Annotated in this window: 18 protein-coding genes; 13 read left to right on the top strand and 5 right to left on the bottom strand. The window is 59.5% G+C overall.

Features of this window, described 5'->3' with window-relative positions:
- Positions 1–3: 3 nt before the first annotated feature.
- Both ACCW71_RS09335 and ACCW71_RS09330 read right to left on the bottom strand, forming a co-directional pair.
- Positions 4–2,295 (bottom strand): zinc/cadmium/mercury/lead-transporting ATPase, encoded by a 2,292-nt coding sequence (locus tag ACCW71_RS09335; RefSeq protein ID WP_436370911.1) that lies wholly within the window; start codon positions 2,293–2,295, stop codon positions 4–6.
- Positions 2,296–2,381: 86 nt separating this feature from the next.
- Entirely contained in the window at positions 2,382–3,011 is a 630-nt protein-coding gene (locus ACCW71_RS09330; protein ID WP_436370910.1) for a lysoplasmalogenase, read from the bottom strand.
- 152 nt (positions 3,012–3,163) lie between these two features.
- Between ACCW71_RS09330 and ACCW71_RS09325 the strand changes: the two genes are divergently transcribed.
- Positions 3,164–3,520, top strand: a complete 357-nt coding sequence (locus ACCW71_RS09325) for a DUF2500 domain-containing protein (protein ID WP_436370909.1) — start codon at positions 3,164–3,166, stop codon at positions 3,518–3,520.
- A gap of 26 nt (positions 3,521–3,546) precedes the next feature.
- On the opposite strand, the gene ACCW71_RS09320 is transcribed toward ACCW71_RS09325, so the two are convergent.
- Positions 3,547–3,819 (bottom strand): DUF1145 family protein, encoded by a 273-nt coding sequence (locus ACCW71_RS09320; RefSeq protein ID WP_436370908.1) that lies wholly within the window; start codon positions 3,817–3,819, stop codon positions 3,547–3,549.
- On the bottom strand, positions 3,809–4,408 hold the full coding sequence (gene rsmD, locus ACCW71_RS09315) for a 16S rRNA (guanine(966)-N(2))-methyltransferase (RefSeq protein ID WP_436370907.1): 600 nt from the start codon (positions 4,406–4,408) through the stop codon (positions 3,809–3,811). Before rsmD ends, ACCW71_RS09320 begins: the two co-directional genes overlap by 11 nt.
- 234 nt (positions 4,409–4,642) lie before the next feature.
- Between rsmD and ftsY the strand changes: the two genes are divergently transcribed.
- The 4 genes from ftsY to rpoH all read left to right on the top strand — a co-directional run bounded on the left by ftsY (position 4,643) and on the right by rpoH (position 9,001).
- Complete coding sequence (gene ftsY, locus ACCW71_RS09310) at positions 4,643–6,256, top strand: signal recognition particle-docking protein FtsY (RefSeq protein WP_436370906.1); 1,614 nt, start codon at positions 4,643–4,645, stop codon at positions 6,254–6,256.
- Positions 6,257–6,261: 5 nt separating this feature from the next.
- Positions 6,262–6,930, top strand: a complete 669-nt coding sequence (gene ftsE, locus ACCW71_RS09305) for a cell division ATP-binding protein FtsE (protein WP_436370905.1) — start codon at positions 6,262–6,264, stop codon at positions 6,928–6,930.
- The gene (ftsX, locus tag ACCW71_RS09300; protein WP_436370904.1) at positions 6,920–7,903 is read left to right on the top strand and encodes a permease-like cell division protein FtsX; all 984 of its coding nucleotides are present in this window, start codon (positions 6,920–6,922) and stop codon (positions 7,901–7,903) included. Before ftsE ends, ftsX begins: the two co-directional genes overlap by 11 nt.
- Positions 7,904–8,143: 240 nt before the next feature.
- A complete protein-coding gene (gene rpoH, locus ACCW71_RS09295; protein ID WP_436370903.1) occupies positions 8,144–9,001 on the top strand; it encodes an RNA polymerase sigma factor RpoH in 858 nt (285 codons plus the stop codon).
- A 38-nt stretch (positions 9,002–9,039) separates the two neighbouring features.
- On the opposite strand, the gene panM is transcribed toward rpoH, so the two are convergent.
- Positions 9,040–9,426 carry an aspartate 1-decarboxylase autocleavage activator PanM gene (gene panM, locus ACCW71_RS09290; protein WP_436370902.1) on the bottom strand — a complete coding sequence of 129 codons (387 nt, stop codon included), beginning with the start codon at positions 9,424–9,426 and terminating at the stop codon, positions 9,040–9,042.
- 400 nt (positions 9,427–9,826) lie between these two features.
- On the opposite strand from panM, the gene ACCW71_RS09285 reads away from it, so the two are divergent.
- From ACCW71_RS09285 to ugpE, 8 genes are all read left to right on the top strand, one after another.
- Complete coding sequence (locus ACCW71_RS09285; RefSeq protein WP_436370901.1) at positions 9,827–10,954, top strand: branched-chain amino acid ABC transporter substrate-binding protein; 1,128 nt, start codon at positions 9,827–9,829, stop codon at positions 10,952–10,954.
- A gap of 71 nt (positions 10,955–11,025) precedes the next feature.
- Positions 11,026–11,952 (top strand): high-affinity branched-chain amino acid ABC transporter permease LivH, encoded by a 927-nt coding sequence (gene livH / locus ACCW71_RS09280; protein ID WP_081136662.1) that lies wholly within the window; start codon positions 11,026–11,028, stop codon positions 11,950–11,952.
- A complete protein-coding gene (locus ACCW71_RS09275; protein WP_436370900.1) occupies positions 11,949–13,220 on the top strand; it encodes a high-affinity branched-chain amino acid ABC transporter permease LivM in 1,272 nt (423 codons plus the stop codon). Before livH ends, ACCW71_RS09275 begins: the two co-directional genes overlap by 4 nt.
- Positions 13,217–13,984 carry a high-affinity branched-chain amino acid ABC transporter ATP-binding protein LivG gene (gene livG / locus ACCW71_RS09270; RefSeq protein WP_436370899.1) on the top strand — a complete coding sequence of 256 codons (768 nt, stop codon included), beginning with the start codon at positions 13,217–13,219 and terminating at the stop codon, positions 13,982–13,984. The genes ACCW71_RS09275 and livG overlap by 4 nt, the downstream gene beginning before the upstream one ends.
- A gap of 1 nt (position 13,985) precedes the next feature.
- Positions 13,986–14,699 (top strand): high-affinity branched-chain amino acid ABC transporter ATP-binding protein LivF, encoded by a 714-nt coding sequence (gene livF / locus ACCW71_RS09265; RefSeq protein ID WP_436370898.1) that lies wholly within the window; start codon positions 13,986–13,988, stop codon positions 14,697–14,699.
- Positions 14,700–15,136: 437 nt separating this feature from the next.
- Entirely contained in the window at positions 15,137–16,453 is a 1,317-nt protein-coding gene (ugpB, locus tag ACCW71_RS09260; RefSeq protein ID WP_436370897.1) for a sn-glycerol-3-phosphate ABC transporter substrate-binding protein UgpB, read from the top strand.
- Positions 16,454–16,510: 57 nt separating this feature from the next.
- A complete protein-coding gene (ugpA, locus tag ACCW71_RS09255) occupies positions 16,511–17,398 on the top strand; it encodes a sn-glycerol-3-phosphate ABC transporter permease UgpA (RefSeq protein WP_436370896.1) in 888 nt (295 codons plus the stop codon).
- Positions 17,395–18,240 (top strand): sn-glycerol-3-phosphate ABC transporter permease UgpE, encoded by an 846-nt coding sequence (ugpE, locus tag ACCW71_RS09250; protein ID WP_436370895.1) that lies wholly within the window; start codon positions 17,395–17,397, stop codon positions 18,238–18,240. The genes ugpA and ugpE overlap by 4 nt, the downstream gene beginning before the upstream one ends.

Below are 18,240 nucleotides of genomic sequence, written 5' to 3'. Positions count from 1 at the left end.
GGGTCAGTGGCCGCGGCGACGCAGTAAGCGCAGGGCGTTGGCTGTCACCAGCGCGGTCGCCCCGGAATCCGCCAGCACCGCCAGCCAGAGTCCGGTCAGCCCCAGCAGGGTTGTGACAAGGAAGATCGCCTTCAGCCCCAGCGCAATGGTGATGTTCTGGCGGATAATGCGGCGGGTACGGCGTGCCAGCGCAATCATCGGGGCCAGATTGCTGAGCTGGTTGCGCGTCAGAGCGGCATCGGCCGCCTCCAGCGCCACATCGGTGCCGCTGCCCATCGCAATGCCCAGCGTCGCGGCTTTCATCGCCGGCGCATCGTTAATGCCATCACCGACCATCGCCAGCGGCTGCTGCTGACTCAGCTCGCGGATCGCCGCGACTTTGTCGGCGGGCAGCAGGCTGGCGCGATAATCTATGTCGAGCTGACCGGCAATCGCCGCCGCCGCGCGCGGGTTATCGCCGGTCAGCATCAGACTCTCAATGCCCAGCTTTTTCAGCGCCTGCAACGCAGCCACCGCATCGTCACGCAGCTGGTCGCGCAGCGCCAGCGCACCCAGCGCTTCGCCATCGCGCAGCAGCACCACCAGGGTTTCCCCTTCCGCTTCCCGCTGCGCAATCTGCGCGCTTTGCTGCGGCGTCAGGCCGGGGGTGTGGCCGGGCGTCAGCAGCTGGATCTGTTGACCAGCTACCTCGGCGCGGATACCGCGTCCCGCCTGCACCTGCTGATCCTGGGCGATGGGAAGAGTGAGATTGCGCGCCTGCGCAGCCGCCACGATGGCGCTGGCCAGCGGGTGGGTGGCCCCCTGTTCTACTGCGGCGCTCAGCGCCAGCATCTCTGACTCGCTGGCGCTGCCAAAAGCGAGGATCTGCGTCAGCTGCGGCTTGCCAATGGTCAGGGTGCCGGTTTTATCAAACGCCATTCTGCGCAGCGAACTGAGCCGCTCCAGCGCCGCGCCGCCTTTGATCAGCGCGCCCTGGCGTGCCGCCGCCGCCAGCCCGGAGGTGATCGCCGCTGGCGTCGAGATCACCAGAGCGCAGGGACAGCCAATCAGCAGCAGGGTCAGCCCTTTGTAGATCCAGGGCTGCCACTCACCCATGCCGAGCAGCGGCGGAACCACCATCACCAGCAGGGCCAGCAGCATCACCAGCGGCGTATAGATGCGGCTGAAGTGGTCGATAAAACGCTCCACCGGGGCGCGATGGGTTTCCGCCTCCTCAATCAGTTGCAGGATGCGGTCGATGGCGCTTTCGCCCGGCTTCGACACCACTTCCAGCATCACCAGCCGGTCCACGCTGGTGGCACCGGCGAGGAGGGTTTCGCCGCTGGCGCGCGTCACCGGCAGCGATTCACCGGTCAGCGCGCTCTCATCAAAACTGGCGAGCGGACTGATTAAGCGGCCATCCACCGGCAGACGGCTGCCCGCCGCCACTTCAATCACGTCGCCCGGTTGCAGCGCCGCCAGCGGCACCTCGCTGCGCTGGCCCTGTTGCAGGCGCGTCGCCGATTCGGGCCGTAACGCCATCAGGCGGGTGACGCCGCTGCGTGCTCTGGCAGCGGCGTAGCCCTCCAGCTGTTCACCCAGCTGAAACAGCACCAGCACCATCGCCGCCTCGGCGTGCGCGCCAATAATCAGCGCGCCCGCCGCCGCCAGCGTCATCAGAGTTTCAATGGTAAACGGCGATCCGCTGCGCAGACGCTGCCAGGCGCTGCGCGCTATCGGTGCCAGGCCAAACAGCGTGGTCAGAATAAACAGCCGGTCGCCCCATGCTGGCGCGAAGTGGCTGAGAAGGCTGCTGGCCAGTACCAGCAGCGCCAGTGTGATCAGCATGCGGTTTTGCTGCCAGCGTGAGGGCTGGCTGTCGCTGTCGGCCGCACTCTTCTGCGGCGCGGCGAGCTGGAAGCCCGCTTTTTTCACCGCCTGTTCCACCGCGCTCTGCACGTCGCTGTCGGCGTTGACCACCAGTTTTTCACTGCTGAACAGCACGCGGGCGTCGGTCACGCCGCTAATCTGCCGCACGGCGGTTTCAATGGTGCGGGCGCAGCTGGGGCAATCCATACCGCTGACCTGCCAGCTAAAGGGATAGCTGCCGCCGGGTCGCCGCTCGCCTTCCTCATCCGGGTCGCTGCCGGGACTGCTGTTATTGTCACAGCAGCAGCCGGCGCTCTCCGGGGTCACGGGTGTCGCGGCGTGGATCGAGAGCGTATGGGGACGAGGCTGGGAGAGCTGACACTGCGGTTTAACCGGGGTGTGGCGGGCCTGGGATTTACCACAGCCACAGGCGTGAGGGTGATGCATATGACCTCCGAAAAAAAGGGATGAGCAACGCTGCCCATCCCCCTATCCTACACTCTGGAGTGAACTCCAGAGTCAAGGCTATTTTTTCAGACTACCCACAGCGAACGGACAATCATAAAGTGACCGGCAAAGTAACAGGCGGCGACCAGTGCGCTATCCGCGGTAAAGCGGCGGCGATAATGGGTCACAAACCAGATGATATTCGCCAGCAGCAGCAGACCGGCACCCACCATGATAGAGAAGCTGTAATCGGTTGGACGGAAGAAATATTGCTCGGTGGCGATCCAGGTCATCACCAGCGTCATGCCGATAAAGGTGCAGATTGGCCAGCGCAGATCTTCCAGTCGGTTCCAGATTACGCCAATCAGCACCGCGCCGATGATTAACAGCGTCAGCGGAATCGGCCAGAAAAAGGTCATGGTCATGCTGGCGGCAAAACAGAGGGTGTAGAGCAGGTGCGACAGGAAAAAGGCTCCGATGGCGTAGAGCATCTGCTGACGCGGCAGCAGCGTTAACGCATCCCCCGTCAGCGTGGCGAGCAGTCCGGCCAGAATCAGGTAGTCCGTGGTATGCAGCACCGGCGCCTGCCAGGCCAGCCCAACCAGCAGCAGCAGCGTGACCGGCTTAAACAGCCAGCGTTGCCATTGCGGACCACGGTAGGTGGCGTCGACATAGAGCCAGCCGGAGAAAAGTACAGCGAGGAAAGACCAGAGCATTGTTTCTCCCTTTTTGAGCCAAAACGGTGAAAGATCCCAAAGTATCCCCTCCAGTTTAGGTTACGTCCCGACGATGTGACAATCAGGCAACTCTGGTTGTATGCTTTGCCGCCTGATGAATAACCTCCCCGCTGCCCGGAGATGAGAGAGCCATGAGTAAACCGCCACTCTTCTTTTGTATTGTGATTGCCATTATTGCCGTGCTGGCGACCCGTCAGTTTATTAAGCAACGGCGTGAAGGGGCGGTGAATGACGCCTCGCCACCGCGCGTGCTGCTGGCCGAGGTGAAAACCAAACGTGAGTTTCCGTCACCCAATCGCCGCTCACGGCAGCGCGAGGTGATCGCCGGGGAAGAGATGCGTTATGAGGCGCTGTTTCAGCCGCTCAATGGCGCAGGCGATATTAAAGTGCAGCTTAAACAGCAGCAGTATGACGGGCTGGATAAAGGGGCGACCGGGGAGCTGAAGATGCAGGGCACGCGCTTTATCAGCTTCACGCCCCGATCTTAAGCGGCGGGCAGGACGCCCGCTCAGCGCTATTTTTTGCGAGGGAAGTGCTTTTTCTGCCAGGCGACCAGTTCAAACACCCCGAACAGGAACACTTTGGCCTGGGTAAGGCGATCAATCGGCGGCGCATCTTTGGTCTGCGTCGCGCGCAGTAACACCAGTTGCAGCCCATGCATCATGATCATGAAAAACAGCGCGACGTTGATAAAGTAGGTCAGCGGTTTCGGATAGGGATGCACCACGTTGACCAGCAGAAATCCCCACACGCATAGCATCAACAGACGCCCCAAATTAAGTAACATCCTGCGTCTCCTGTTGACGTTGATACAAACGATAAGCCACTTGTCCGGCAATTTTCTCGCGATAAAGATCCCAGTTTGGCGGCACCGGCGGCGCGCCATTCTCCACTTCGCTTTCGACGTAGATCAGCGCGTCGTCAGCCAGCCACTGATTCTGCTCCAGCAGCTGTAATGTCTGTTGCAGCAGCCCCTGACGAAACGGCGGGTCGATAAACACCACGTTGAACGGTTCACCCGGCTGGGCCAGCCAGGTCAGGGCATTGGTCTGAACCACGCTGCCGTTGCTGGCGTGCAGCGTCTGAAGATTCTTTGTCAGCTGCTGCGCCACCGGACGCTCCAGCTCCAGCAGCGTCGCCGAGGCGGCATAACGCGACAGCGCTTCCAGTCCCAGCGCGCCGCTGCCAGCAAAGCAGTCGAGGCAGCGGGCGTCCGTCAGTACCGGGGCCAGCCAGTTAAACAGCGTCTCACGCACCCGGTCGGTGGTGGGGCGCAGTCCGGCGCTCTCTGGCACCGGCAATTTACGACCGCGCCACTGTCCGCCAATGATGCGGATCTGCCCGGCACCGCCTCTGCTGCGGGGGTTTTTATTCATTTTGCTCACAACTCGTCATAATTTGTTGCGTAGTTTAACGGGCGAATCGGTGAGAAGAAACGTTAAAAAAGGGTGCTGTGGTGAGCTGGCTGGAAAGTGTTAGACTACTGAGTTGCTGAAGTCATGCATTATTCTGCGGTTTTACGCCGATCTGGCGTGGAACCAACTTTCATTGATTTACCCCTGGAAACGACGCGCGACCGGGACAAAGCCATCGAGGAGTGTAGTCACACAATGGCAAAAGAGAAAAAACGTGGCTTTTTTTCCTGGCTGGGATTTGGCAAAGAGGAAGAGAAACAACCTTCAGCGGAGGAGCAGGCGCAACAGGCCGCTGAACCCGCGCAGGCGCAGTCTGAGCCGGCATTAAGCCAGGCTGAAGCGCAGGCGGAAGAGCATGTCGCCATCACTGAAACGGTGGCCAGAGAGCAGCGCGAGGCGGAAGTCAGCGCCGCGGCACCGCATGAAGCGGCACCTGAGGCGCTGGATCAAGCTGCGCCGATTGACGCCGATCCTGAAGCCCTGCTGGAAGCCACCGCACCTGAACATGACGCCTCACCGGTTATCGACGCCGACGCGGTGATCAATCCGGTCAGCGACGCGCCACAGGATGACGCGCCATTAAGCGACGACGAGCTGGCCGCGCTGGCGCTGGGCGACGCTGAAATCGTTGAGGCGCCGCACGCTGAGGCGGAAGCGCCCTTAAGCGACGACGAGCTGGCCGCACTGGCGCTGGGCGACGCTGAAATCGCTGAGGCGCCGCATGCTGACGCGGAAGCGCCCTTAAGCGACGACGAGCTGACCGCGCTGGCGCTGGATGAGGCGGAGGTTGAGCCTGCCGAGGCTGACGCTCCCGCTTTAGCCGATACCGTCAGCGATTTACCGCTGGCCGCCGCGCCGCTGATCGCCCAGGAGCAGGAGCGCCCGAGCAAAGAGGGCTTCTTTGCCCGCCTGAAGCGCAGCCTGGTGAAAACCCGTCAGAACCTGGGTTCCGGTTTTATCAGCCTGTTCCGCGGCAAAAAGATTGATGATGACCTGTTCGACGAACTTGAAGAGCAGCTGCTGATTGCCGATGTCGGGGTGGATACCACGCGCCGCATCATCACCCATCTGACCCAGCAGGCCAACCGCAAACAGCTGCGTGACGCCGAGGCGCTCTATGGTCTGCTGAAAGCGGAGATGGCTTCGATTCTGGCCAGGGTGGATTCACCACTGGATGTTTCAGGCAAAACGCCGTTTGTCATCCTGATGGTGGGCGTTAACGGCGTGGGTAAAACCACCACCATCGGTAAGCTGGCGCGCCAGTATCAGGCGGAAGGCAAATCGGTGATGTTAGCGGCGGGCGATACTTTCCGCGCCGCGGCCGTTGAGCAGTTGCAGGTCTGGGGCCAGCGCAACAACATCCCGGTGATCGCCCAGCATACCGGGGCGGATTCCGCGTCGGTGATCTTTGATGCGATTCAGGCCGCTAAATCGCGCGGCGTTGACGTGCTGATCGCCGATACCGCGGGTCGTCTGCAAAATAAATCGCACCTGATGGAAGAGCTGAAAAAGATCACCCGTGTGATGAAAAAACTGGATGATTCAGCGCCACATGAAGTGATGCTGACGCTGGATGCCAGCACCGGGCAGAATGCGGTCAGCCAGGCCAGACTGTTTAATGAAGCCGTGGGGCTGACCGGTATCGCGCTCACCAAACTGGATGGCACCGCCAAAGGCGGGGTGATCTTCTCGGTGGCCGATCAGTTCGGTATCCCGATTCGCTATATCGGCGTCGGTGAGGGCATTGAAGATTTACGGCCGTTTAAGGCGGAAGATTTTATTGAGGCACTGTTTGCCCGAGAGGACTAATTAGGATGATTCGCTTTGAAGAGGTCAGTAAGGCATATCTCGGCGGACGTCAGGCGCTACAGGGAGTAGATTTCCGTCTGCGGCCCGGCGAAATGGCGTTCCTGACCGGCCACTCCGGTGCCGGTAAAAGTACCCTGCTGAAGCTGATTTGTGGCATTGAGCGCCCGAGCGCCGGAAAAATCTGGTTCAGCGGCCATGACATTTCTCGTCTGCGTAACAGCGAGGTGCCGTTTCTGCGTCGTCAGATCGGCATGATCTTCCAGGATCACCACCTGCTGATGGATCGTTCGGTCTACGACAACGTGGCGATCCCGCTGATTATCTCCGGTGCCAGCGGCGAAGATATTCGTCGCCGCGTCTCGGCGGCGCTGGATAAAGTGGGCCTGCTCGACAAAGCGAAAAGTTATCCGATTCAGCTCTCTGGCGGTGAACAGCAGCGCGTCGGTATCGCCCGCGCCGTGGTCAACAAACCGGCGGTGCTGCTGGCGGATGAACCGACCGGTAACCTGGACGAAGCGCTGTCGGAAGACATTCTGCGCCTGTTCGAAGAGTTTAACCGCGTTGGCGTGACGGTACTGATGGCAACACATGATAACGGCCTGATCGCCCGGCGTAACTATCGGGTGATGACGCTGAATCAGGGTCGCCTGCACGGAGGCCACGATGGTCAATAAACGCATTAAACGCCCGGCTGCGCCGAAAGCGAAGCAGCCGTCGAAGAGTAAAGCGCTGAAGGGCGGCTGGCAGGAGCAGTGGCGCTATGCGCTGCGCGGCACGCTCTCCGATATGTGGCGTCAGCCGCTGGCGACGCTGCTGACGGTGATGGTGATCGCCATCTCCCTGACGCTGCCGAGCGTCTGCTACATGGTGTGGAAAAACGTCAGCCAGGCGGCGACCCAGTGGTATCCGGCGCCGCAGCTCACTGTCTACCTCTCCAAAACGCTGGATGACACGGCGGCGGAAAACGTGGTGGCGCAGCTCAAGCAGGTGGAGGGCGTGGATAACGTCAACTATCTGACGCGGGAAGAGGCGCTGAACGAGTTCCGCAACTGGTCGGGCTTTGGCGGCGCGATGGATATGCTGGAGCAGAACCCGCTGCCGGCGGTGGCGATCATTACTCCGAAGCTCAACTTCCAGAACTCGGACACCATGCAGAGCCTGCGCGACCGGGTGACCAAGGTGCAGGGCGTTGATGAAGTCCGCATGGATGACAGCTGGTTTGCCCGGCTGGCGGCGCTCACCGGGCTGGTGGGGCAGATCGCGTCGATGATTGGCGTGCTGATGATTGTGGCGGTGTTCCTGGTGATCGGTAACAGCGTGCGGCTCAGCATCTTTGCCCGACGCGACACCATCAACGTGCAGAAACTGATTGGTGCGACCGACGGCTTTATCCTGCGTCCTTTCCTCTATGGCGGGGCGCTGCTCGGCTTCAGCGGCGCGGTGCTGTCACTTATTCTCTCTGAAGTACTGGTGCTGCGGCTGCAATCGGTGGTGGCGAGTGTCGCGACCGTGTTTGGCACCACCTTCTCGCTGGAAGGCTTTTCGTGGGATGAAGCGCTGCTGCTGCTGCTGATCGCGGCGATTATCGGCTGGGTCGCGGCCTGGCTGGCAACGGTGCAACATTTACGTCGATTTACGCCTCAGTAACCGCCTGCAACGTTTTTTTGGTATAATGTTCCTCTGCTGCCGACGATGCGCGCAGAGGAACCGCCTCTCTTCCCGTGTCGTCATCTGTGTGTAAAATATTCACTGCTACAATTGAACTTGTGGATAACTTTGCTAATCTAAGTAGCACAGATTGCTTTCGGATTTTCCCGGACGTTGACTTAAGGTAACGTCTGCTCAAAGGGAAGACGCAGCAACTTAATAACCATTGTGAGGGTTTGAATGACCAAAGAAATGCAAACTTTAGCTATTGCTCCTCTGGGTAACCTGGAATCCTATGTTCGGGCTGCCAATACCTGGCCGATGCTGTCGGCAGAAGAGGAAAAAGCGTTGGCTGAACGGCTGCATTACCAGGGCGATCTGGATGCGGCAAAGACGCTGATCCTGTCTCACCTACGCTTTGTAGTTCATATCGCTCGTAATTACTCCGGCTACGGCTTGCCACAGGCTGACCTGGTTCAGGAAGGCAATATCGGCCTGATGAAAGCGGTGCGTCGCTTCAATCCTGAAGTGGGCGTGCGTCTGGTTTCCTTCGCCGTGCACTGGATTAAAGCCGAGATCCACGAATACGTGCTGCGTAACTGGCGTATCGTGAAAGTCGCGACCACCAAAGCACAGCGTAAGCTGTTCTTTAACCTGCGTAAAACCAAGCAGCGTCTGGGCTGGTTCAATCAGGATGAAGTCGAGATGGTTGCGCGTGAACTGGGCGTAAGCAGCAAAGACGTGCGTGAAATGGAATCACGTATGGCGGCGCAGGATATGACCTTCGATATGTCAGCCGACGACGAAAGCGGTGAAGGCCGTTCGATGGCACCGGTGCTCTATCTCCAGGATAAAACCTCAGACTTTGCTGACGGCATTGAAGAGGATAACTGGGATGCGCACGCGGCGGATAAGCTGAGCTATGCGATGGAAGGTCTGGATGAGCGTAGTCAGCACATCATTCGCGCCCGCTGGCTGGACGAAGATAACAAAATCACGCTTCAGGAGCTGGCTGACCAGTACGGCGTGTCAGCCGAACGTGTGCGACAGCTGGAAAAGAACGCCATGAAAAAGCTGCGAATGGCGATAGAAGCATAAAGAGAAGGGGCGACGCGAAGTCGCCCTTTTTTTGCCCGCTATTTAACCCAGCCATCCGCCTGCGCCCGAAAACCGCAGGCCTGCATAAACGCGGCGCGCTCGCCCTGATCCGCGCTGCCATCATCCGCCACCCACCAGTCTGAGACCGAGCCGTTCTGCGCTATCGTCTCTTCCACCAGATAGTGACCGACACCGCGCCGTCGCGTGACCTCGCGCACCTCCAGCCGGGAAATCTTTCCCTGCGTCCCGACGATCTCTAACTTCAGCGCGCCCAGCAGCCGCGCGTTGAAGCGTGCGGCGTAAAGACGGTGGTTTTCACCCAGGTGGCTTTCCAGCGTGGTGACATCTTCATCGGGCCAGATTTTCCCAAGGTCGATGCGGTCCTGCGCGCTCAGCGTGGTCAGGCGCAGAATAGTGAGTTTCATAACAAACACCTGTACTAGTCGAAAGGGCATAGTGTAGCGAATTTATACAGTCAGAGCGCCGTCACTTTTTTAAGTTAAAAACAGGTCAAAAGATGGCCTGGATGCCAGGATAGAGGAGATAAAGAACAATAAGCGGTGCAGAAGCCAGCATAACGCGCTGGAGAACGGGCAGAATGGCCTGCATAACAACCAGATGATTATGCTGTTTCAGCGGGCTATTTCCCAATGTGTCAGTTGATTTACAGAAGAAACTTCCTGTTTAATAACCTGAAAAATAAAGCCTTATTACGAAAAAATACCGGAAAAGTGCGCTAAATCATTCATAAACATCATTTTTCGGCTTTATCCGGTAGCCATTGCAAACCACAACTCACAGACACAACAAGATGGGGAAGTCCGCATGAAAATGAGTAAAGGCCGCGCATTACTGGCGGGTTGCGTTGCGCTGGCAATGAGCCACGCCGCCCTGGCTGCTGACATCAAAATCGCTATCGTCGGTGCCGTAACCGGCCCGGTCGCGCAGTATGGCGATATGCAGTTTACCGGTGCCGCACAGGCCATCAAAGACATCAACGCCAAAGGCGGGGTTAACGGCAACAAGCTGGTGGGCGTGGAATATGATGACGCCTGCGACCCGAAACAGGCGGTGGCGGTGGCGAACAAGGTGGTCAACGACGGCATTAAATATGTTATCGGCCATCTCTGCTCCTCTTCGACCCAGCCCGCCTCCGACATCTATAACGATGAAGGCGTGCTGATGATTACCCCGGCGGCCACCGCACCGGAGCTGACCGCGCGCGGTTACGAAACCATTATGCGTACTACCGGTCTGGACTCCGATCAGGGCCCGACCGCCGCCAACTACATCCTCACTGAGATCAAGCCGAAACGTATCGCCGTGGTGCATGACAAGCAGCAGTATGGCCAGGGTCTGGCGGAGTCCGTGCAGAAAACCCTGAAAGCCAAAGGCGGCAACGTGGTGCTGTTTGAAGGGATCACCGCCGGTGATAAAGACTTCTCCACCCTGATCGCGCGTCTGAAGAAAGAGAACGTCGATTTCGTTTACTACGGCGGCTACTACCCGGAAATGGGCCAGATCCTGCGCCAGGCGAAAGCGGCTGGTCTGAAAGCGGGCTTTATGGGACCGGAAGGCGTGGGTAACGCTTCGCTCTCTAACATCGCGGGTGACGCCTCAGAAGGCATCTACGTGACGCTGCCGAAGCGCTACGACCAGCTGCCAGAGAACAAGGCGATTGTCGAAGCGATCAAAACCAACAGCGCGCAGAACCGCAAAGATCCAACCGGTCCGTTCGTCTGGACCACCTATGCGGCAATCCAGTCGCTGGTAGCGGGCATCGAACGCAGCAAGAGCGACGAGCCGGAAGCGATCGCGAAAAACCTGAAGGGCGGCGAGCCGGTACCGACCGTGATGGGCAACCTGAGCTGGGACCAGAAGGGCGATCTGAAAGGCTTCGAGTTTGGCGTATTCAAATGGCACAAAGACGGTTCATCTACCGCAGTTAAGTAATCGTTCCATCGACAGACCAATCCCCTGCCGCGTCGGCAGGGGATTTTCCCGTTCTCATGCAGGTCTTCACTATGTCCGAGCAGTTTCTTTATTTCATTCAGCAGATGCTTAACGGGGTCACTCTCGGCAGCACCTACGCGCTGATCGCCATTGGTTACACCATGGTTTACGGCATTATTGGCATGATCAACTTCGCCCACGGCGAAGTCTATATGATCGGCAGCTATGTCTCCTTTATCGTGATTGCCGCCCTGATGATGATGGGCATCGACACCGGCTGGCTGATGATCGCCGCTGGCTTCGTGATGGCGATCCTGATCTCCAGCGCCTACGGCTGGAGCATTGAGCGCGTCGCCTACAAGCCGGTGCGATCGTCGAAGCGGCTGATCGCGCTGATCTCCGCCATCGGCATGTCGATCTTCCTGCAAAACTACGTCAGCCTGACGCAGGGCTCACGCGACCTGGCGCTGCCCAGCCTGATCACCGGACAGTGGACGCTGGGCGAGAGCAACGGCTTCGCCGCCACGGTGTCGACCATGCAGATTGTGATCTGGCTGGTGACCTTCCTGGCGATGCTGGCGCTGACGCTGTTTATCCGTTATTCGCGCATGGGCCGCGCCTGCCGCGCCTGCGCCGAAGATCTGAAAATGGCGAGTCTGCTCGGCATTAACACCGACCGCGTGATTTCGCTGACCTTTGTGATCGGCGCGGCGATGGCGGCGGTGGCGGGCGTGCTGCTCGGCCAGTTCTACGGTTCGATCAACCCTTTCATCGGCTTTATGGCGGGCATGAAAGCCTTTACCGCCGCGGTACTGGGCGGCATCGGCAGCATTCCGGGCGCGATGATCGGCGGCCTGGTGCTCGGCATCGCTGAAGCGCTGACCTCGGCCTATCTCAGCACTGAATATAAAGATGTGGTCTCTTTTGCTCTGCTGATTGTGGTGCTGCTGGTGATGCCGACCGGAATTCTGGGTCGCCCGGAGGTGGAGAAAGTATGAAATCTTCCTTTATCAACGCGCTGCTCTCTTCCGTGATGCTGCTGGTGCTGGCCAGCTTCTTTATGGGTATGCGCCTCGGTCTCGACGGCACCCGACTGGTGGTGCAGAGCGCCGGTGAAGTGCGCTGGAACTGGATTTTCGTCGGCTGCGCCGTGGTCTTTCTGTTCCAGCTGCTGCGTCCGGTCTGGCAGCGCGGGCTGAAAAAGATCTCCGGTCCGGCGCTGGTGCTGCCCGGTATCGACGGCTCAACGCCGAAGCAGAAGCTGTTTATGCTGGCGCTGATTATCGTGGCGGTCGCCTGGCCCTTTTTCGTGTCGCGCGGCGCGGTCGATATTGCCACGCTGACGCTGATCTACGTAATGCTCGGTCTGGGCCTGAACGTGGTGGTCGGGCTGTCGGGTCTGCTGGTGCTGGGCTACGGCGGCTTCTACGCCATTGGCGCTTACACCTTCGCGCTGCTCAACCACTACTTTGGCCTCGGCTTCTGGGAGTGTCTGCCGCTGGCGGGCATCGTTTCGGCGCTGTTCGGGCTGCTGCTCGGCTTTCCGGTACTGCGGCTGCGCGGTGACTATCTGGCGATCGTCACCCTCGGCTTCGGTGAGATTGTGCGTATTCTGCTGCTGAATAACACGGCGATCACCGGCGGCCCTAACGGCATTGCCCAGATCCCCAAGCCGTCGCTGTTTGGCCTGGAGTTTGGCCGCAAAGTTTCCGAGGGCGGCTGGAGCACTTTCCATGAGTTCTTCGGCCTGAAATATGACCCCAGCGACCGGGTGATTTTCCTCTATCTGGTGGCGCTGCTGCTGGTGGCGCTGACGCTGTTTGTCATCAACCGCCTGCTGCGTATGCCGCTGGGCCGCGCCTGGGAAGCGCTGCGTGAGGATGAGATTGCCTGTCGCTCGCTCGGACTGAGTCCGACCCGCATCAAGCTGACCGCCTTTACCATCAGCGCTGCGTTCGCCGGTTTCGCTGGCACGCTGTTCGCCGCGCGTCAGGGCTTTGTCAGCCCCGAATCCTTTACCTTCGTCGAGTCAGCTTTTGTGCTGGCGATTGTGGTACTGGGCGGCATGGGTTCGCAGTTTGCGGTGATTCTGGCGGCTATCCTGCTGGTGGTGTCACGCGAGCTGATGCGCGATCTCAACGAGTACAGCATGCTGGTGCTGGGTGGCCTGATGGTGCTGATGATGATCTGGCGTCCACAGGGATTACTGCCGATGAAGCGTCCGCATCTGAAGCTCAGAACCGGTAAACAAGGAGAACAGGCATGAGTCAGCCTTTATTAGCCGTTGAAGGCCTGATGATGCGCTTCGGCGGCCTGTTAGCCGTGAACAATGTGGCGCTGGAGCTGCGTCCGCAGGAGATCGTTTCGCTGATTGGACCGAACGGCGCCGGTAAAACCACGGTGTTTAACTGTCTCACCGGCTTCTACAAACCGACCGGCGGCACCATCAGACTGCGTGAGCAGCATCTGGAAGGGCTGCCCGGCCAGAAGATTGCGCAGATGGGTATCGTGCGCACCTTCCAGCATGTGCGTCTGTTCCGTGAGATGACGGTGATTGAGAACCTGCTGGTGGCGCAGCATCAGCATCTGAAAAGCGGCGTCTTTTCCGGTCTGCTGAAAACCCCGGCGTTTCGCCGCAGCGAGAACGAGGCGCTGGATCGTGCCGCCACCTGGCTGGAGCGCGTCGGCCTGCTCGACCTGGCTAACCGTCAGGCGGGCAATCTGGCCTATGGTCAGCAGCGTCGGCTGGAGATTGCGCGCTGCATGGTGACGCGCCCGGAAATCCTGATGCTGGATGAACCGGCGGCGGGCCTCAACCCGAAAGAGACCCATGAGCTGGATGAGCTGATCGCCGAACTGCGTGGCGAACACAAGGTGTCGGTGCTGCTGATTGAGCATGATATGAAACTGGTGATGGGCATTTCTGACCGTATCTATGTGGTCAATCAGGGAACGCCACTGGCTAACGGTACGCCGGAAGAGATTCGTAACAACCCGGATGTCATCCGGGCCTATCTGGGAGAGGCCTGAGATGGCAAATGCGATGTTAACCATTGAGAACGTCAGCGCCCACTACGGCAAAATCCAGGCGCTGCATAACGTCAGCCTCTATATCAATCAGGGCGAGATCGTCACCCTGATTGGGGCCAACGGTGCCGGAAAAACCACGCTGCTCGGCACGCTGTGCGGTGAACCGCGCGCGACGCAGGGCACCATCACCTTTGACGGCAAAGCGATTACCGACTGGCAAACCTCGCGCATCATGCGTGAGGCGATCGCTATCGTGCCGGAGGGGCGGCGGGTCTTTTCGCGCATGACGGTGGAGGAGAACCTGGCGATGGGCGGCTTTTTTGCCAGCCGTCAGCACTATCTGGAGCGGATTAAGCGCGTTTACGAACTCTTTCCGCGGCTGGAGGAGCGTAAAATCCAGCGCGCCGGCACCATGTCGGGCGGTGAGCAGCAGATGCTGGCGATTGGCCGTGCGCTGATGAGCCAGCCGCGCCTGCTGCTGCTGGATGAGCCGTCGCTGGGGCTGGCACCGATCATTATTCAGCAGATCTTCGACACCATTGAGCAGCTGCGCAGCGAGGGGATGACGATTTTCCTGGTGGAGCAGAATGCCAATCAGGCGCTGAAGCTGGCGGATCGGGGCTATGTGCTGGAGAACGGGCACGTGGTGCTGGAAGATACCGGGGCAGCACTTCTTTCCAATGAAGCCGTCCGCAGCGCTTACCTGGGTGCCTGATGGGGCACGGCCTGGCTTGCTTGCCATTTCGACACCGGGCAGTGCTCGCATTCCTCACGTACTTCAGTACGCTCCGGATGCTGTGCGCTGGCCGGTGCCGAACTGACTGCGCCGCCGACGGCCTTTGCGCGCGGTGATTAGAGGCCTGACTGCGCCGCCGACGGCCTTTGCGCTCGGTGATTAAAGGCCTGGCTGCGCCGCTGACGGCCTTTGCGCGCGGTGAAGTGAAAACCAGATTAGAACGGACCCCTGCTTTTAAGTCACAGCTGGTGGCGTAGGCGTTTTGCCGCCGCGCCGTCAGTATCGCCTTTTCCTCTCTTTCGCCTGTCATCCGGCTGTCATCTGCCCGTTATTATTCCGTCATTTTCCCGTGTCATGTTACTTCGCGAACCAGAAATGCGTGATTTCGCGCATAGTTACCTGCACAGGAAAATTCTATGTCTGTCGTTACCTTTCGTCGTAGCCTGATGAGCGCGCTGCTCGGTCTGACGCTCAGCAGCCATGCCATGGCCGCTACTGAGATCCCTTTCTGGCACTCTATGGAAGGCGAGCTTGGCAAAGAAGTGGATTCGCTGGCACAGCGCTTTAACCAGACCCATCCCGATTACAAAATTGTGCCGACCTACAAAGGTAACTACGAGCAGAGCCTGGCGGCTGGCATCGCGGCGGTGCGCAGCGGCAAGGCACCGGCCATTTTACAGGTCTATGAGGTCGGGACCGCGACCATGATGGCGTCGCAGGCGATTGTGCCGGTGCATCAGCTGTTTAAAGACGCTGGCATCGCCTTTGACGAGAAGCAGTTCGTGCCGACCGTGGCGGGCTACTACAGCGACAGCAAAGGCCAGCTGATCTCCCAGCCGTTCAACAGCTCGACGCCGGTGCTCTACTACAACAAAGATGCCTTTAAAAAAGCGGGCCTCAACCCGGAGCAGCCGCCGAAAACCTGGCAGGAGCTGGCGAAAGACGCCGACGCGCTGCGAAAAGCGGGCCTGAGCTGCGGCTACGCCAGCGGCTGGCAGGGCTGGATCCAGATCGAAAACTTCAGCGCCTGGCACGCGCTGCCAGTGGCGACCGAAAACAACGGTTTTGACGGCACTGACGCGGTGCTGGAGTTCAACAAGCCGGTACAGGTGCGCCATATCGCGCTGCTGGAGGCGATGAACAAAAAAGGGGACTTCACCTACTTTGGCCGCAAGGATGAGTCCACCGCCAAGTTCTACAACGGCGACTGCGGCATCACCACCGCCTCATCCGGCTCGCTGGCGGATATTCGTCACTATGCGAAATTTAACTTCGGCGTCGGCATGATGCCGTATGACGACACGGTGCCCGACGCACCGCAGAACGCCATTATCGGCGGGGCCAGCCTCTGGGTGATGAAAGGCAAAGATCCGGCCACCTATAAAGGCGTGGCGGAGTTTATGCAGTTCCTGGCGCAGCCTGAGATCGCGGCGGAGTGGCACCAGAAAACCGGCTATCTGCCGATCACCACCGCCGCCTATGAGCTGACCAGACAGCAGGGCTTCTACGACAAAAATCCGGGGGCGGATATTGCCACCCGTCAGATGCTGAACAAGCCGCCATTGCCGTTTACCAAAGGGATGCGTCTCGGCAACATGCCGCAGATCCGCACGGTGATCGACGAGGAGCTGGAAAGCGTCTGGACCGGCAAGCAGACGCCGCAAAGCGCACTGGATAACGCGGTCAAGCGCGGCAACGAACTGCTGCGCCGCTTCCAGCAGCAGGTGAAGTAATCCATTCCCCAGGGCTGGCGCAGGCTGGCCCTCTCTTTTGCTGAATTTGAGTGCGCTATGTCTTCATCTCGTCCGGTGTTTCGCACCAGCCTGTTGCCCTATCTGCTGGTGCTGCCGCAGCTGCTGATTACCGCCATCTTCTTTCTCTGGCCCGCCGGTGAAGCGCTGTGGTATTCGCTGCAAAGCCTCGATCCCTTTGGCCTCTCCAGCCGCTTTGTCGGGCTGGAGAACTTCCGGCGGCTGCTGGCCGATCCCTACTATCTCGACGCCTTCTGGACCACGATAAAATTCAGCGGGATGGTCACGGTGTTCGGCATGCTGCTGTCGCTGCTGCTGGCGGCGCTGGTCGACTATGTGGTGCGGCTGCGCCGCCTCTATCAGACACTGCTGCTGCTGCCGTATGCCGTTGCCCCGGTGGTGGCCGCGGTGCTGTGGATGTTTCTGTTTAACCCCGGCCTCGGTCTGTTCAGCTATCTGCTGAACCATCTCGGCTACAGCTGGAACTACGCGCAGAACAGCGGTCAGGCGATGTTCCTGATTGTGCTGGCCTCGATCTGGCAGCAGATGAGCTACAACTTTCTGTTCTTCTTCGCCGCGCTGCAATCGATCCCCAAATCGCTGGTGGAAGCCGCCGCCATTGACGGTGCCGGGCCGGTGCGCCGCTTTTTCAACCTCTCCCTGCCGCTGATCACGCCGGTCAGCTTCTTCCTGCTGGTGGTGAACCTGATCTACGCCTTCTTCGACACCTTCCCGGTGATCGATGCCGCGACCGGCGGCGGGCCAGTGCAGGCGACCACCACGCTGATCTACAAAATCTATCGCGAAGGTTTTACCGGTCTGGATCTCTCCTCCTCGGCCGCGCAGTCGGTGGTGCTGATGCTGCTGGTGATCGGGCTGACGGTGCTCCAGTTCCGCTTTGTTGAACGTAAGGTGCAATACCAATGATTGAGAATCGACGCGGACTGGACATCTTCAGCCACCTGGTGCTGGCGCTGGGGGTGCTGACTATCCTGTTTCCGCTTTACGTCGCCTTTGTCGCCGCGACGCTGGATAACGAGGCGGTCTATCAGGTGCCGATGACGCTGCTGCCCGGTACGCATCTGTGGCAGAACCTCTCCCACATCTGGACCCAGGGCGTCAACGGCAGTGGCCCGCCGTTTGGCCTGATGCTGCTCAACAGCATGATCATGGCGCTCGGCATCACCTTCGGCAAAATCACCGTCTCGATGCTGTCGGCGTTTGCGCTGGTCTGGTTTCGCTTTCCACTGCGCAGCCTGTTTTTCTGGCTGATCTTCGTCACCCTGATGCTGCCGGTTGAGGTGCGTATCTTTCCCACGGTGCAGGTGATTGCCGACCTCAACCTGCTCGACAGCTACAGCGGCTTAACCCTGCCGCTGATGGCCTCGGCCACCGCCACCTTTCTGTTCCGCCAGTTCTTTATGTCACTGCCGGATGAGCTGGTCGAGGCGGCGCGCATCGACGGAGCCAGCGCGATGCGCTTCTTTATCGACATTGTGCTGCCGCTGTCGAAAACCAATCTGGCGGCGCTGTTTGTCATCACCTTTATCTACGGCTGGAACCAGTATCTCTGGCCGCTGCTGATCATCAACGACGCCAGCCTCGGTACGGCGGTGGCGGGGATCAAAAGCATGATCTCCTCCAGCGGATCGCCGACCCAGTGGAACGAAGTGATGGCGGCAATGTTATTAACCCTGATCCCACCGCTGCTGGTGGTGTTAGTCATGCAGCGCGCCTTTGTGCGCGGCCTGGTGGAGAGTGAGAAATAA

It is taken from the genome of Pantoea sp. C2G6 (assembly GCF_051336815.1).
In the GTDB taxonomy this organism is placed as follows: Bacteria; Pseudomonadota; Gammaproteobacteria; order Enterobacterales; family Enterobacteriaceae; genus Pantoea.
Note: the sequence above shows the minus strand (reverse complement) of the source record. Positions and strands in the feature narration are given on the sequence as shown.

Bases quoted from the DNA above. Each gene is read 5' to 3' on its own strand.
- ACCW71_RS09335 (WP_436370911.1), bottom strand. From the start codon at position 2,295: ATGCATCACCCTCACGCCTGTGGCTGTGGTAAATCCCAGGCCCGCCAC.
- ACCW71_RS09330 (WP_436370910.1), bottom strand. From the start codon at position 3,011: ATGCTCTGGTCTTTCCTCGCTGTACTTTTCTCCGGCTGGCTCTATGTC.
- ACCW71_RS09325 (WP_436370909.1), top strand. From the start codon at position 3,164: ATGAGTAAACCGCCACTCTTCTTTTGTATTGTGATTGCCATTATTGCC.
- ACCW71_RS09320 (WP_436370908.1), bottom strand. From the start codon at position 3,819: ATGTTACTTAATTTGGGGCGTCTGTTGATGCTATGCGTGTGGGGATTT.
- rsmD (WP_436370907.1), bottom strand. From the start codon at position 4,408: ATGAATAAAAACCCCCGCAGCAGAGGCGGTGCCGGGCAGATCCGCATC.
- ftsY (WP_436370906.1), top strand. From the start codon at position 4,643: ATGGCAAAAGAGAAAAAACGTGGCTTTTTTTCCTGGCTGGGATTTGGC.
- ftsE (WP_436370905.1), top strand. From the start codon at position 6,262: ATGATTCGCTTTGAAGAGGTCAGTAAGGCATATCTCGGCGGACGTCAG.
- ftsX (WP_436370904.1), top strand. From the start codon at position 6,920: ATGGTCAATAAACGCATTAAACGCCCGGCTGCGCCGAAAGCGAAGCAG.
- rpoH (WP_436370903.1), top strand. From the start codon at position 8,144: ATGACCAAAGAAATGCAAACTTTAGCTATTGCTCCTCTGGGTAACCTG.
- panM (WP_436370902.1), bottom strand. From the start codon at position 9,426: ATGAAACTCACTATTCTGCGCCTGACCACGCTGAGCGCGCAGGACCGC.
- ACCW71_RS09285 (WP_436370901.1), top strand. From the start codon at position 9,827: ATGAAAATGAGTAAAGGCCGCGCATTACTGGCGGGTTGCGTTGCGCTG.
- livH (WP_081136662.1), top strand. From the start codon at position 11,026: ATGTCCGAGCAGTTTCTTTATTTCATTCAGCAGATGCTTAACGGGGTC.
- ACCW71_RS09275 (WP_436370900.1), top strand. From the start codon at position 11,949: ATGAAATCTTCCTTTATCAACGCGCTGCTCTCTTCCGTGATGCTGCTG.
- livG (WP_436370899.1), top strand. From the start codon at position 13,217: ATGAGTCAGCCTTTATTAGCCGTTGAAGGCCTGATGATGCGCTTCGGC.
- livF (WP_436370898.1), top strand. From the start codon at position 13,986: ATGGCAAATGCGATGTTAACCATTGAGAACGTCAGCGCCCACTACGGC.
- ugpB (WP_436370897.1), top strand. From the start codon at position 15,137: ATGTCTGTCGTTACCTTTCGTCGTAGCCTGATGAGCGCGCTGCTCGGT.
- ugpA (WP_436370896.1), top strand. From the start codon at position 16,511: ATGTCTTCATCTCGTCCGGTGTTTCGCACCAGCCTGTTGCCCTATCTG.
- ugpE (WP_436370895.1), top strand. From the start codon at position 17,395: ATGATTGAGAATCGACGCGGACTGGACATCTTCAGCCACCTGGTGCTG.